We start from the raw sequence: 14211 nt of genomic DNA, 5'->3' as shown, positions 1-14211 counted from the left end.
GCCCGCCGGGGTGTCATTCCCGGTGCGCGGACTTGAGCAGGTTGTCCCGCAACGTGGCCACTGCCTTCAGCAGCTTGGGGAAATCGTCGCCATTCAGCCCGGTCGCCGCAACCAGGTTGCGGCCGAATCTGTTTTCGCGCAGATCGCGACCGGCATCCGTCAGCGTAACCAGCACCTGACGCTCGTCCGTCGGGTCGCGCTGCCGCCGCAGATAGCCCATCGTTTCGAGCTTCTTCAGGATCGGCGTCAGCGTGTTCGACTCGAGAAACAGCTTTTCACCGAGCGCACTGACCGTCACGCTGCCGGTCTCCGACAACACGATGATCGTGATGTATTGCGTATACGTCAGGCCGAGTTCGTCGAGGATCGGCCGGTACGCACGACCGAACGCCAGATTGGCCGAATAGATCGCGAAACACAGGTAGTCGGCCAGCCCCCGCGAGGACGACTCCGCCGCGTCGACGGAGCGGCCGCCGGCCTGTCCGTCTATTTGTGCAGGTTTGCGGGCCGGCTTGTCGGCCGCTGCATTCGTTGCATTCGCTGTCCTCGCGGCCGCTTTGCGGGGCGCTGGCGAACGCGGCTTTTCTGCCACGTTGGTGCTGCTGGAACGTGAAGTCTTCATTTTCATCCTTGGCGGCATTCATCCAGTCAGCCGCGTCATCACGAAATATACATCGGATGCGATTTAATCGAAAGTGCTTGACATGGCTCCTTTCATCGACAATGATTCACGCATCCGATTCAATCGCATACGATCTAAATTGCGAACCCGGACTCTAACTTGTTATTTCATAAGGATATTTTCCATGTCGCGCATCGAAAACGTGTTGTATACCGGCAAAACGCACACCACCGGCGGCCGCAACGGCTCATCGCGCAGCTCGGATGGCAATCTCGACATTCAGCTCTCGCGGCCCGGCACCGGCACGGGCACCAACCCGGAACAACTGTTCGCGGCGGGCTGGTCCGCCTGCTTTATCGGCGCGATGGGACGCGCCGCCGCCGCGCTGAAAGTGGTGTTGCCGCAGGACCTCGCCGTCGACGCGGAAGTCGACCTCGGCACCACCGATGACGCGTTTTTCCTGCAGGCGCGCCTGAACGTCAGCCTGCCGGGTCTCGCACCGGACGTCGCTCGCACGGTCGTCGACCGCGCCCATCAGTTGTGCCCGTACTCGAAGGCCACGCGCGGAAATATCGACGTCGCGATCAACGTGGTCTGAGCGCCCTTGCCGCTCGCTGCCCTTTTGCCCCTGTTGCCTTGCTTGCACCCTTGGAGATCATCATGAAGACCTCGCTTGTTGCCGTTCTGCTCGCCGCATCCGCCACGCTTGCTTCGGTCGCCGCGCCCGCTTTCGCCAGCAACTACGGCCCGGCGCCGTTTTACCGGCCGTCCGTGAGCGACACGCGGCCGGTGCCTCAGCCTGCGGCCCGCGCAGATGCACCCGCCACGACGATGGCGTCCGACGATGAGAACGATTCGAGCGACTCGAACAATGCGCAACAAGCGTACGGCGGCGTGAGCGCCGGCAGCTCGCAAGCCGATACACGCCGGAATCTGACGTTGACGCCGTGGCAGCACGGGCTGTTCGCGCACCATTGATCGGCGCGCGCTGGCGGCGGATCGCGGCACGCGCTGCCTGCGTTCTGCGCGGCGCTGTAAAAGAACGATGGACGGATAGCGAGGTTGACGGCACGGCCGTCATACCTCGCTTTTTAATCTGGAATCCGTATTGATAAACCGGTATGCGACGGCCGCCTGTCATCTGTGCACAACGGGGCGCCGCCAACGCGCTAAGGCTGCTCACCCAGTTGCGCGACCGTCGTGACCTGCCTGAAGTGATGGCGCCAAAGCGACACACCCAGTTCCCCCGTCCGGTCGAGCGATGAACCCACGGTCAGATCGGCGACCAGAGTCGGGCTCAGCCCGGCGTCGAACAACATAAAACCAGCGGCAAGCAAACAGGTCTCCGTTTGCATTCCGCAAACCAGCACGCGCTGAGGTGCGCGCGTGGCGAGATAGTCGAGCATTTCGCGCGGCGGCAGATAGCCGTGCTTGATAAACACCGCTTCGGTTGCGACGAGACTTTCATCGTCGCGCGCGGGATGCCAGCCCAGTTGCCGTTCGAACGGCGTGCGGCTTTCGTCGTGACGCTCGACGGTCGCGACCGACGGCATCCGTTTCGCCAACGCGCGAATGCCGGCCACGAGCCAGTCGGGCGGCGCGAACGACGGCTGTACATCGACGATAAGCAGAATGTCCTGCATGAGTGGCTTCCTGAAGCGCTTTTCCACGGTATTCACCGTGCCTGCAGCCGGCCCGGCGCCGATGGAGAGGCAGCGGCTGGGCCGGAAACACGATACGAGCGACAACATCCGATCTTCTGTCGACCTGCATGATGACGCACGCACCGCCCCATGCATAGGGTTGCCCGATGGGCCACTATCCGCCCTCGCGCAGTCGTGTCCGGCATCTCGAAGAAAGCGGATGGCATGGTCTCACGCTGCCGGGAAAAAGTCCGTGAGAGCCGGCGGCGTCCCGCAACTGCCCGCAACCTCCCGCAGCTGGCCATTGACAGCCATCCGACTGCCAGTCCATCCGCAACGCGACTCGCCGACACCGACTGTTTCCTTCCCGGACATCCAATGCGCTCAATGTGCCCGGCTATCGACGTTGCGCGCAGCGTCGCCAGCGACAGTAACCGACCGATCGACCAGCACAAGCTTCAACGGCCTTTGCGCATCAAGCTTTTTCTTTTCGATCACATATTTCCAGCCGTCGCCGCTGCCAGGCTCGCGGAAGAATATGGCAACCGCAACATACCCGGTATCGGGCTTCATCGGCTGGGAAAGACTGGCGGATGCAGCGGGATTCAACACCGACGACATGCTCGCTTGCAAATCCTGCGCGAGCACGCTCCGGTCATTTTTCAGCAGATCATCGTACGACGCGCGGTCAAACATCTGGCGATCCTTGAGTTGATAGACGCGCACCGCGACGGACGTCGCGCGGCCGGTATCGTCAGGGTTCAACGACGCACGCGTCGTCAGGTCGACGTCAAGCGTCTTCACCTGCGTGAAGAACACTGCGCGATACGCATTCGACGAAGTGTCCGACACCGCCTGCCACGCACCGCAGCCCGATAGCGCGACACTCCCCATGCAGGCCATTGCGGCGGCACGAAGAAACGGACTGCTGCGACGATTACGCATGATGTGCACTCCAATAGGGGTTCGGCGCGGGCGCCGGAAAGGCTTCGCACACGCCGAGCGCAATGTTGATGATGCGTTCGCCGCCAGACGGCAGCACGGTCGTCCAGCCCAGCCGCGCGGGAATCCCGAAGCCGGTGGGCGGACCGATAACCGGCCGTGGCGCAAGCTTCGATGGAATTGCCATACGCAGATGCACGTCAGCCTTGACGCCGACGTATAACCGCACATACGCAAGCAACTCGCGATGCAGCGCGGCGCCCGGCAGCAGGTCGCTCACCTGCCGCGCGTCGGCGGGACACAGCGTCGCGCACACTGCGCGGCTGCGGTAAATCACGCGCTGGCCCAGTACGTAACCGCCGCCGAGCCCGCGACCGCCGCGCGCCCGCGCCGCCGACGACGTCAACGGCGTTGGCGCGCCGGCATGCGCAGCGACCGGCCAGAACTCGTCGACCCGCACCCCGACGCCCGGCGCCGCCAGCGCGATCACACCGGCAAGCCCTTCCGGCGTGCGCGTGCGCTGCACCAGCAGGCCGAGCAAAGCGAGCATCCGTGACGCGGGCAAGCCCGCGCGCGCCGGCTTGTCGCCCCACCCGAAGCCGGCCAGACACAGCAGGTTGCGCGAATGCGCGTCGACGCCGCCCGCGCGAAAACTCTCGGGATATCGATATTTTTTCCACGCGCGATACAGCAGCGTGACGAAGCGGTGATTGAACTGGTCGAGAAACGCCTCGACCGCCTCATGTCCCTCTTCGCGCAGCGCAATTTCGTCGACCATATGCGACGGGACGACGGCGTCCACGCCGTACAAGCCCATAAAAGTGGTCCGGATGGTCGGCGGCGCGCGGTCGTCTTTGTCATCGAATTCGACTACGGCGACCTCGCCCGCCGGGAAGCCGAGTCTCGGCCGCGGCCTGAAGCGCACGGGCTCGTGCTGCGCGGTGTCGCGCGTGCCGAACCCCGGATGCGATGGCGAGCGCGCCTCGAACAGCCGCAGCAACTGCATGAAGCTCATGCGCGGCGCGTGCGCGAGCAGCGACGCGACCAGCGCAGACACGGCCAACTGCTCTTGCGCAGGCGTCTCGACCGGCTTCATAGCGCCCCTCGCTGCGCCTTGCTGCGCGGCCAGTCTGTGCGTGTCCGCGACGGCAGGCTCACGAGCGACAGCTTCGTGAACAGGTTGAGTTCCGCGTAAAGCGCAAAGAAGCGATGCAGCAGTTCGCCGAACAACAGCACGTCGCCTTCGCCTGCGAATGCATGCGCATCGAGCGTCACCTCGATCAGCACGCCGCGCTCGACTGCGCCGCCCGACACCTCTTCGAGCAGTGTCTGCGACACCCACAAAATGCCGGCGAGACGCCGCCGGTTCAACTCGTCGTCAGTCCAGTCGTACAGCGCGAGCGCGCCGCGCAACACCTCGGCGTCCATCAGTGACAGAAAATTCGGCGCCAGATGCGACAGCACGCGCCACTGGAAGCGATCGCCGGTCGGTGGATGCAGCGGCAGGGTCGGCGCGACGAGATTGCGCACCCCCGCGACATTCGGTGTGCTTTGCGCGAGATCGCAGATGCTCGCCTCGCGCAAGCCCTTGCGCGGCAGCATGCCGTTCGTGCCGGTCACGCGCAGCGACAGGCTTTCTTCCGGCAGCGCCTCCATGGTTTCCCACGCGTGGCCACCGAGAATGAGCCAGGTTTCGTGCAAGCCGCTGACGCCCGGCCGCACGCGGGTATGAAAATAACGTTCGGGCGCCTCATGCCGCAACATGCCGCCGCGATGCCGGAACGTCGCGAACGGTACGTATTCGTAGCGTTGCGCGGTCTCGTGATCGAACGACCCGACTGCATCGACCGAAAAAGTCTCGACATGCTCGCCATGATGGCCGGCCGGGACCACGCGATACTCCGTTTCGTGATGATCGACCGTGACCGGCTCGGCATCGAGCGCGAACAGATTGATCACCGGCGTGCAGAAAAGCCGCACGTTTTCAGCACTGAACGGCTGGTCTGACGGATACGCGTGCTTGAGGACCATATCGAGTTCGAAACGGGTCGAGCCTTCGGGCAGCTTCGCGATATCGAGCCCGCACAGATCGACGAACAGGAATTTCTCGCGAAACGTGAAGTATTCGAGCAGCAGTTGATACCCGGAAAACGCAGCGTCGCCCGTCGGCCATAAGCGTTCCTCCGCCGAGAAGCCGGCGGGCTCGAGCGTCACGCCGGCAAGCGGTCGTGGTTCGCCATCGCGCACTTCGGGAATGCGCCACATCACGGTGTCGACATCGCGCGTCAACGCGAGATGCATCGCGAACGCGGTCGGCAGATCCGCGTTCAGATACACGCGCAGCCGCGACAGATCGGTGTCGGCGCGCCGCGACGAATGGTGCAGCGCGAACCCGAGCCGAATGATCGAGCGGCCGTCGTGGCGCACCAGCGGACTCGCATGCGTCAGCGCGAGCGGCTGCAGCATGACCGGCTGCGTCGTGCGATACAGGCAGTGGACGATCTTCGGCGCGATGCTGTCCGCGCCGGCCGGCCGCGCAACGGCGATCGGCGCCGAGCGCACGGGCACACCCGCGGGCACCGTCTCGGTCTGTTGCAGCTTTTCGGCCGGCGGCGTGAGTTCAACCACCGACAAGGACGGGATCATCCGCAGGTAGTGCGGCCACAACAGGCTCACGAGGCCTTCGGTGAGCTCCGGCAATTCGTCGTCGAGCTTTTGCTGCAGACGGCCGGTCAGAAAGGCAAAGCCTTCGTGCAAACGCTCGACATACGGATCGCGGTCGCCGACGCGGTCGAGATTCAGCATGCGCGCGCGGTCGGGATGCGCCTTCGCGAATTCCTTGCCGGCCTCGCGCAGGTAGCGCATCTGCGCTTCGTAGTAGCGCAGGATCGGATCGTCGTGTTCCATCGTAAGTTCCGCTATGACAGGGTGAGCGCGCGAGCGGGATCGAGCACGGTCAGCTCGGCTTGCAACTCGCTGATGCGGCGGGCCAGCGCCGGCTTGTCGGCGTCCTTGCGGCGGTTCATCGCCTGCAGGGCCCGCAGACGTTGCTGCTTCACGTCGAATACCAGCGCGGGCTCCCAGCGCGCAAGCGGCAGCGTTGCGGATAAGCCATCGAGTTCGGCAAGCAGTGCGAGCGCCATTTCGGCGCGGCCCGCATGGTCGGCAACGCGTGCCATCACCAGCCGTTGCAGATACCGATGACGGTCGTTCTTCAGTCCGGGCAGCGATTCGAGCCAGCCGAACGCCGTCTCGACATCTTCGCGGCCGGCCAGGTCGCGCGCCTGCGCCTCGATCTCCAGCCAGTCGCCGGCCGCACCGTCATCGCGATTCGCCGCGACCGGCCACGGCGCGACGCTCTCGCCGGCTTCGAGATCGCGCACGACCGCGTGATGTGCGATCCATTCGAGCGTGGTGTCGTCCGCGAACGGCGTGCCGTCGGTAAAGGCGAGGCGTTCGATGCCTGACAGCCGTTCAAGGAACAGCGCGAAGTCGGCGCGTAGCAGTTCGCGCCACATGGCGTACGGCGCGCCGATATGGTCGAGTGCGACGTGCTGGAAATACTGAAGATCGAGCCAGAGATGATTGGCGCCTTCCATGAAAGCGCCTTCCACGCGTTCGAGCAGCGTGTGCCACTGCTTTTGCAGCACGAGGCGTTTGAGCTGCTGGCGCTGCTCGCCGCGCGGCGCAACAAGCCGCGTGCGGGCGCTCGCATCGGCGGGCGGGATGTCGTGCACGGTGTCCCAGCGAACGCTGCGCGCAATGCGCACGGACGGCAGATATCCGTTTTCCTCGTTGCGCAGCCACGCGGTCATGATTCGGGCCTGTTCCAACAGATCGCGCGTCGACGTGATCGCGCACGCGCCCGGTTGTGCCGCTTGCGTGTGAAGCTGCGACGACACGGGTTCCGTGTCGGCACTGCGCACCGGTTCTTCGTTGCGATCGAAGCGCGCGACAAGCGGTTGCAGGTTCGGGCGGGCAGCATCGGACCATGCGCCGGTGCGGGCGACGAGCCCATCGAGCGCCGCGATCGCGCGTTCGAGATCGGCCGGGGCAAACTCGCCGCGGCTTTCCAGCAGATCGAGCATGCGGGTTGTGGCCAGCATGTCGAGTGCGCCCTTCTTTGCCTCGGCACGCGCGGGCAGGATCGCTTCGTCGAAGCGGTCGACCAGCGCCGCCGTCAGTTCGAGACCGTCCGCGAATCCGGCGGGGCCATCGCGACGCAACCTGGCCAACGTGTAGTAGCCGGCGACGCGCAGGTCCTTGCCGGTCTCCTTCGTCAACTGCTCGCACAAGCGGATGATCGACGCGTCGTCGATACCGGAAAGTTTGCCGGCTTCGTCCTTCAGTTCGAAGAAGGCGTCTTCGTAGCCGGGGTCGCGACCGGCAGCGGCGCCACCGTCGCTGCTTTCGCTGTTGCTTGCGAACGGTTGCAGCCATGCGTCCCATGCGCTGAGGCGGGCGCGTGACAACTGTTCGGCGTCGCGTGCGGGAAAGAGATGCTTGAGCAGGCCGGAGAGCATTATCGGGCCTCCGGTACAAGGCTGCCGGGCAATGGCGTCGTGCCATGCCTCGCCGCCGTGAGCGCCTCGGGCGGCAAAGGCGGCGGGCTGATAGCGGCAAGTTTCGCCGGCCTCGCTGTGGCGGTATTCGCGGCGGTCTTCGCCGTGTTCGTCACGAAGATGCGTGACGGCAACGTGAAGTGACGCAGCGCGAGCGCATCGAGCGGGCCCGCGCCTGCTTCGCTGCGCAACTGCACGCGCAGCGTGATACCGAGGCTCGAGTCCGGTGTCCACGACAGCAGGTAGCGCGCGTTGTCCTGTTGCGACACGGTTGCACGCTCGAGCAGACGGATCAAGCCGAAGCGGCCTTGCGTGTCGAGCGCCGAGCGCAAACCGCCCTGCTCGGTTTGCCATTCGATATGCGACCGGTTTTCGAGCGATTGACCGGGCCATTCGAACGGCACCCATTCTTCCTTCTGATTGAAATAGTGCAGCTCGCGGCCGGATAGCACGAATGTCGTGTCGGTGATTCCAGGTGTCGGGACGGCGCGCAATTCGTAGCGCACATGTGCATCGCCGGACGGGAACAGGACGGTCGATACGCGCGTGAGCTTGTTCAGCGACGTGAGGAAGTCCGGGTCGAGCGTCAGCGCAGCATGGTTTGCGCCGCGGTGTGCCGCCTGATTTGCACCTTGATTTGCCCCCTGCGTCGCGACCCAGCGGTCGCCCTGGCGTTCGACGACGCCCGCCAGCTGCGTGCTGACGAACTGGGCGATCACGCCATTGTCGACGCGCATGAAGCGCGCCATGTCAGGCAACGACGCGTCGTTGTCGGAATCGGCGAACGGGTAGCGGCCGGCGAAGGTGCGATTCCAGTCCGTGACGATCGCGCTGCGCCAGATTTCGTTCAAGCTCGATGCGGCCGGCTGGACCACGACTTGCCAGGTTTGATCCATTGGCGCTTCAAAGAGATTGCCGAAGCCCGCCCATGGTTCGCCGAGGCTGGCGGCGAGACGGCTTGCGTAGTCGCGACTGTCCGCGATGTCCGACGTCCTGCCTTGCAGCACCGCTTGCGCGGCAATGCGCGACATCGCGTCCGGGTCGGCGCTTGCGACCATTTGCTGGACCTTCAGGCGCATCGCGGTCACGCGTTCGAGATAACGCGCAAGGCTCAGATCGCCGGTCGCGCTGAGCCGAGCGGCGCCGTTGCTATCCGCCGGCGGCGCGGAAAGCGGGCCGCTGCCGGTCAGGCGCAGGATCGGATCGAATACGGCGGCCAACGATGCGTGTGGCTCGCGAGGTAGTTTTATCCGGTTGCGCGCGGCAACAGACGTGCCGTTGCTGGCTTCGCCGGCGCCGACCAGATGCTGCGCCTTGCTGATCAGCGTGTCGGACAGCGAGGGTGTCGTCGTGCCCGCGCCTGCCTGATAGACGATCACGTTCATCAGCGCGACGAGCGGTGAACGCTGCGCGTCGCCCAGCAGCGTCAGCTGATCGACCGTGCCCGACAGCGTGGACGCGGGCTGCCAGCGCACGCTGTTCAGGAACGTCCCCCAGGCGCGCGCGTAGTCGTCGAAATAGCGCTGGCGCAGTTCGGCGTTCAGCGTCGACGGCGCAGATGGAGTCGCTTTCGTGTCCGACAGTACCCAGTCTGCCTTGACGTCATATTGCTCGCTGGCGCCGTCGATCGCCTGCGAGATGCGTTCGTCCCACGCGGCGCGCGTGAAGATGCCGGGAATCGTCACTGTCGTGCTGAAGAGGCCGCGGCTTGTTAAGGTTCCTGAGGAAGCCTGCTGCGCGGCGTCACCGAGCAGGCCGGCTAGCGACACGGGTGGGTACTTCGGCCTCGCGTCGTCGAGAATCTGCTGGTAGATCGCGTCGGTCGAGTTGCGGATGCCGCGTACGCCGATGATCGTCTGGCGCGTCGACGCGACAAGCGTGGGGTCCGCGGCGATCGGCGATGTCGATGTCGATGTTGACGTCGCCGTGCCTCGCGAGCCGTAGCTCAGATGGGTTGCGTAGAACGCGAGCAGATGGCGACGGAGATCGTCCCACGCCCCCGCTGCAAGCGTCGAGTTTTGCGGGTACGCCGGGACATCTGTCGCGATCAGTTGAGGTGTCAGGAATGCGGCATTGGCCAGTTCAGGCTTCGTCAGCATCAGATAGGTTTTCAACGTGTCGTATGCCGCCTGGACCTGCGCATCGCCGCCGCTCGCGATTTCCGCGTCGGATAACAACGCGAGCTGGCGCAACCGCTCTTCGAGTTTTTTGCGCAGCGGGTCGGCGACGATCCGTCGTGCCGCGGTTTCATAGGCGGGACGCAGAGCGGCGAGCAACGCAGCGTCGCGATTGAGCGCGAAGCGCGTGGTCCATGGAGCGCCTTCGCGCTGGCGCGCTTCCAGCGTGTCGATCCGCTGGTCGAGGGTGTTCAAGGCAAGCGCGGCCCGTGTGCGGTCCTGCGTGCCTTCAAGCTCGGCCAGCGTCTCTTCGGACGTCCGCAGCGTCGCGCGCTGGGTAACGCCGGACACGACCATGCCCATGATCCATAAGCCGAACACGGCTGTTGTCAGCCATGCGGATGCGGTCGTTACGGAAATGCCGACGCGGCGCCCGCGGACCTGCTCGCTATGTTCGGCGACGGTTTGCCAGATGCCGCGTGGAGGACGTGGTTCGGCGCTGTGAGTTGTCCGGGTGGCGGCCGGCGCGGCTGCCTTGGCGGCTGGCTTGGCGGCTTCTTCGTTGGCCGGCGGAGCGGCTGCCTCGCGCTCCTTGAAGAGCGGTGCGAATAGCAGTCCATGCACGGCGTGCCGGTGGAAGCGGGAACGGGCGACCTTCAGGATCGCCGCCGGCAACGAGGCATTCAGCTTTGACAGATGTTTCGACAGCGTGGCCGCATAGCGATCCACATGATCGTTGGAGACACGCACGACGCCCTTATCCGCGAGATTGTTCACGAGGTCTTGCAGAGAACGACCGATCTGGTCGGCGTCCACGCGCGCATTCGACCAGGTCAGTCCGATGACTTCATCCGGGCCCGTTGTTTCGCCGCCGTCGTCCGTTGCATACAACATATAGGCGGGTGCGGCCCAGCGCAGCGCGCGTGCGTAACGTGCGAGCCGATGGGCGAGATCGTCGGCCTCAGCGGGAGCGTTCGCGGAACCGAGCGTGCGCGTCACCACCACGATTGCGTCAACCGGGCGACGGCGGCGCATGCGACGGATCTGATCGAGCCAATGGGTGTCGAGCGTGGCGCCGATTTGTTTGGCGTACAGCAGGACGGCGTCGCCGCTGATTGCATAGCCCGTGCCGGCGATGTCCGGCGCGAGCCGTCTGACGAGGGGTTCATCGCCGGCTATAAGCACCCAGCGGTCACGATAGCGCCAGCGCCAGCCGTGACGGTCGCGAAGGGTGTCGCGCAAACCGATAGCACGATCGCGTTGTGCGTCCTCGTCAAGTTGCTGGCCGTTGGCAATGGCCGCCGAACGCTTGCCGGAATCGTAGCGGGTGAACCAGCGAACGGCTCTCAATGAGGCAATCAACAGCAGAGCGGCCTCGAAATATTGGGCGAACAGCATCGCCAGGAGCAGCATGGACAAAAGGCAAAGCTCGATGATGATCTTCGTATCGCGCGACCATCCATAGCGTGCGCCCTCCGTCCATACGGCAATGCCGAGGCAGAGGAAGACAAGTGAGGCCGCCATCCCGATATAGAGACTGGCGGATTGAGTGTTGTTCTTGCTCATTGGCTATTTCCTGCATACGACGGCGACGAGGTTGCCGTCTTCCTCGCACAGCACAAGTTGCGGATCGGCGGTGATGCAGGCATTTTCAGCAGCGAGCGCGAGGGCTAGCCACGGGCCAGCTTTCGAGCAATCGCCGATGGATGTCTCGAGCGCCATCCAGGCGGTGTCGTCTCCCGCCTTTGTGGCTCGGCGAACCGTGCTCATCCGCTCACCCTTCAGTCCGTGCGTCCATACGGTACGAACGCGCTCTATGGACGACATCGCCCAACGTGCCGCAAGTTCAATCGCGTTGGCGGCGCTGCCTGGCACATCTCTGGCCGGCCGGTGCAAGCACAAAGCGGATGAGGTTGGCGATAAGTTCAGGCGCGGATGCCCGAGAAGCAGCGCTACGCCTGCCTCGGCGACACCGTCAGGCAGGACGGTACTGATCGCATCGTGAAGTTCGATTGCGATCAATAGATAGGTGACGTTCGGGTCCTGAGCGTCGAGCCAGGCATCGGTCCGGAAGAGTGGAAGCCCTTGTCCGACGGAGGGTTCGCCGTTCACCTTGCCTGCCCACGCCTTCCCGGCGATGAAATCTCGCAGTTGCGCTTCAACGACGGCGGTCTTCATGCGCGACTGCACGTGAAACTCAATCTGGAGCTTGGTATGGCGCGGCAAGGCGTTGAGTTGCGGCGTCAAACGATGTGTCAAATGCTCGAGAAGCCAACCGCATAGGGCTGCGTGACGTGCGGATTCGTTCAGTTCGTTACCGGGTTCGAAGCGCGCGCCTGGTATTTCGAGCCAGCGGGCCGCGACATCCGAGTTTGCGCCCGAGCCGCTCGCTCGAAGCTTTTGTTGTCCGACTGCTTTCTGAATTTCTTCGAGCGTGTTTTCGGCGTGGTCTGCCGAAAAACACCATGCATGGCCGAGAATGGCCAACGACTTGCTCGCGAGCGCGTGACACGCCTGTTCCGCTTCGGCGCTGACACGGTTGGCGGCGATCGCCTCACTGCGACGGGCGTGGCCATACCCAAGCCAGGCGCACAGTAAAAACGCCCACGCCAGAAACGGATAACCCGCGATGCAGAACCAGAACCACAACGTGTTCGTGGGGCGGCCCGCCGGCCAAACCATGATCGTGAGTCCCGCACCGACGCCGAGGACGAGCGCCAACAGTACGATCCAGATGATCGCTGAGGGTTGCGGTGGCGGAGGCACCTCTATTGGTGGAGGAATACGGTTGAAATCGACAGGCATGGGTTAGTGAGGTTGCAGCGTTGGGACGACTCATGGAGGACGGTATCGCAGCGCGTGCGTTCGTTCGTCCGCACGTGATAGCTATGCGATGCCGATGCAATATCGGCTTGCAAGGCAAGCGTCCTCGATTGATCACATTGACGGCGGGCTTTAGTTTCAGTCGTCGATATCATCAACTGGCGGCACAGTTTTAATTCCTCGATATACTCGCCGATTCAATTGCTGATAAACACCCGGTTCACAAACAAGATTCTTGACAAACCCGCCACCTTTCTTTACATACAGTCCACTCGGAAAGCCTTGATAAATCACATAATCGTATCCGTCAATTTTGAATTTTATGTGCGTAAAGTTTAGATTCCCACCAACGATGTCACTAATTAAAAAGCGATTGCTTGGAGAATAAGGCGCATCCGGGAATTGCAGCTCAATTCGATCCGGCGTGCCAAAACGATATTGAACATATCCGTTTTCTGGAGACACATTCCCAGACGCACAAAGCGATATTATTTTATTTTCTGATGCGCAACTAAAATAAATCTCTTCGTGAGACTGACACAATGTGGCCTCTTCCGCATTTACCCCTGCAGCCAAACCAATCAAAATCGCAAAAATAGCACAATGCGACATCATCTTCACCCTGTTGCATGTCAATTGAAATCTCCACGTATATTGATTTTTTGAAAATTGACAACCCGCGCCTCGTAGCTATCAGTCCTGGAATTAACAACCCTGGTGATCGCGTTTACCTGATCTGCAGTTGCGCCTTTATCAGCTATCGCCGGAAGTTCGTGTGCCACCCAAAAATAAGCCGCCGATCTAACCGCATATTTCGGTAGAGACACGAGATCAGGATCTTCTTCGAAATTTGCACGATCTTCGGGCCATTCGCCTTGGTGATTTTTGTGCCAGTTTGTGAACTCTCGATAATTCGTGCGTCCAGTCAATTGTTTCATACCTCTCCCACGGTACCTCCAACCGTCGCCGCTTTTATAATCTCCGTTACCCAGATCAGATCGTCCGCCGTAAGCGCCATTAGCAATAGCCTCAAAATCTTCCTGCACCATTCGAGTACCGTCAGCTTTGAGTGATATCACTTTTTCATATCCGTGAGCTATAGCCTGCATGGGATTTTTCTTAAAATAAGTGAACATCATCAATGCACTTGATTTCCATACAAATCCCTCTTCCAACCTGAATGAAGGACCAACCTCTTGCATGACCTGAGCAAAGAAATGGGCTCTCCGGAGAGGAGAGTCCAGTTTGTAAAATTCAATGTGCGCGTTAAGTTCATCGGCCACGCCTTGAAGATCCTCCGGTCGAGCGCCTGGAAAAAGTTGTTTCATCATTGGCAAGGTAAAATGGAACGCGCGTCCGAGGAAATTGCCGACCAACCCGATCGGATGAACATGAAAAACCTCCGCCCCCGGAAACCCCGGCAACGCCGCCCTCACCTCCTCCCACCACGCAAGCCGGTCGATGCGCTTCTGCTCTTCCTCGAACTGCGCGCGCTTCCCCGT

12 protein-coding genes are annotated in these 14211 nt (G+C 62.6%); 2 read left to right on the top strand and 10 right to left on the bottom strand.

The genetic code is table 11. The annotated features are described in order from the left end of the window. Positions 1–13: 13 nt before the first annotated feature. Entirely contained in the window at positions 14–433 is a 420-nt protein-coding gene (locus tag HV675_RS28355) for a MarR family winged helix-turn-helix transcriptional regulator (RefSeq protein WP_377700787.1), read from the bottom strand. A 373-nt stretch (positions 434–806) separates the two neighbouring features. Between HV675_RS28355 and HV675_RS28350 the strand changes: the two genes are divergently transcribed. Next, the gene (locus HV675_RS28350) at positions 807–1220 is read left to right on the top strand and encodes an organic hydroperoxide resistance protein (protein ID WP_175114780.1); all 414 of its coding nucleotides are present in this window, start codon (positions 807–809) and stop codon (positions 1218–1220) included. 62 nt (positions 1221–1282) lie between these two features. Continuing rightward, on the top strand, positions 1283–1600 hold the full coding sequence (locus HV675_RS28345) for a hypothetical protein (protein WP_175114779.1): 318 nt from the start codon (positions 1283–1285) through the stop codon (positions 1598–1600). 191 nt (positions 1601–1791) lie between these two features. Here HV675_RS28345 and HV675_RS28340 read toward each other — a convergent pair whose 3' ends face one another. From HV675_RS28340 to HV675_RS28300, 9 genes are all read right to left on the bottom strand, one after another. Next, positions 1792–2265 carry a cysteine hydrolase family protein gene (locus tag HV675_RS28340; RefSeq protein ID WP_175114778.1) on the bottom strand — a complete coding sequence of 158 codons (474 nt, stop codon included), beginning with the start codon at positions 2263–2265 and terminating at the stop codon, positions 1792–1794. A gap of 384 nt (positions 2266–2649) precedes the next feature. Further along, on the bottom strand, positions 2650–3168 hold the full coding sequence (tssJ, locus tag HV675_RS28335; protein ID WP_175114799.1) for a type VI secretion system lipoprotein TssJ: 519 nt from the start codon (positions 3166–3168) through the stop codon (positions 2650–2652). A 34-nt stretch (positions 3169–3202) separates the two neighbouring features. Continuing rightward, a complete protein-coding gene (gene tssG, locus HV675_RS28330) occupies positions 3203–4303 on the bottom strand; it encodes a type VI secretion system baseplate subunit TssG (RefSeq protein ID WP_175114777.1) in 1101 nt (366 codons plus the stop codon). Continuing rightward, on the bottom strand, positions 4300–6114 hold the full coding sequence (gene tssF / locus HV675_RS28325) for a type VI secretion system baseplate subunit TssF (protein WP_175114776.1): 1815 nt from the start codon (positions 6112–6114) through the stop codon (positions 4300–4302). The genes tssG and tssF overlap by 4 nt, the downstream gene beginning before the upstream one ends. An 11-nt stretch (positions 6115–6125) precedes the next feature. Continuing rightward, entirely contained in the window at positions 6126–7730 is a 1605-nt protein-coding gene (gene tssA / locus HV675_RS28320) for a type VI secretion system protein TssA (protein WP_175114775.1), read from the bottom strand. Beyond that, a complete protein-coding gene (locus tag HV675_RS28315; RefSeq protein WP_175114774.1) occupies positions 7730–11452 on the bottom strand; it encodes an ImcF-related family protein in 3723 nt (1240 codons plus the stop codon). The genes tssA and HV675_RS28315 overlap by 1 nt, the downstream gene beginning before the upstream one ends. A 3-nt stretch (positions 11453–11455) precedes the next feature. Further along, complete coding sequence (locus HV675_RS28310; RefSeq protein ID WP_246270607.1) at positions 11456–12607, bottom strand: hypothetical protein; 1152 nt, start codon at positions 12605–12607, stop codon at positions 11456–11458. 240 nt (positions 12608–12847) lie between these two features. After that, positions 12848–13330 (bottom strand): hypothetical protein, encoded by a 483-nt coding sequence (locus HV675_RS28305; RefSeq protein WP_175114772.1) that lies wholly within the window; start codon positions 13328–13330, stop codon positions 12848–12850. Between the two features lie 11 nt (positions 13331–13341). Further along, positions 13342–14211: glycoside hydrolase family 19 protein (locus HV675_RS28300; protein WP_425496145.1), on the bottom strand; the 870-nt coding region annotated here is incomplete at its 5' end.

The organism is Paraburkholderia solisilvae, from assembly GCF_902859875.1.
GTDB classification, from domain to species: domain Bacteria; phylum Pseudomonadota; class Gammaproteobacteria; order Burkholderiales; family Burkholderiaceae; genus Paraburkholderia; species Paraburkholderia solisilvae.
The sequence above is the reverse complement of the archived record's forward strand: the minus strand, read 5'-3'. Positions and strand labels throughout refer to the sequence as shown.

What these genes read in the sequence shown, in the direction of transcription:
- HV675_RS28350 (WP_175114780.1), top strand. Translation starts at nt 807, where the DNA reads ATGTCGCGCATCGAAAACGTGTTGTATACCGGCAAAACGCACACCACC.
- HV675_RS28345 (WP_175114779.1), top strand. Translation starts at nt 1,283, where the DNA reads ATGAAGACCTCGCTTGTTGCCGTTCTGCTCGCCGCATCCGCCACGCTT.
- HV675_RS28340 (WP_175114778.1), bottom strand. Translation starts at nt 2,265, where the DNA reads ATGCAGGACATTCTGCTTATCGTCGATGTACAGCCGTCGTTCGCGCCG.
- tssJ (WP_175114799.1), bottom strand. Translation starts at nt 3,168, where the DNA reads ATGGCCTGCATGGGGAGTGTCGCGCTATCGGGCTGCGGTGCGTGGCAG.
- tssG (WP_175114777.1), bottom strand. Translation starts at nt 4,303, where the DNA reads ATGAAGCCGGTCGAGACGCCTGCGCAAGAGCAGTTGGCCGTGTCTGCG.
- tssF (WP_175114776.1), bottom strand. Translation starts at nt 6,114, where the DNA reads ATGGAACACGACGATCCGATCCTGCGCTACTACGAAGCGCAGATGCGC.
- tssA (WP_175114775.1), bottom strand. Translation starts at nt 7,730, where the DNA reads ATGCTCTCCGGCCTGCTCAAGCATCTCTTTCCCGCACGCGACGCCGAA.
- HV675_RS28315 (WP_175114774.1), bottom strand. Translation starts at nt 11,452, where the DNA reads ATGAGCAAGAACAACACTCAATCCGCCAGTCTCTATATCGGGATGGCG.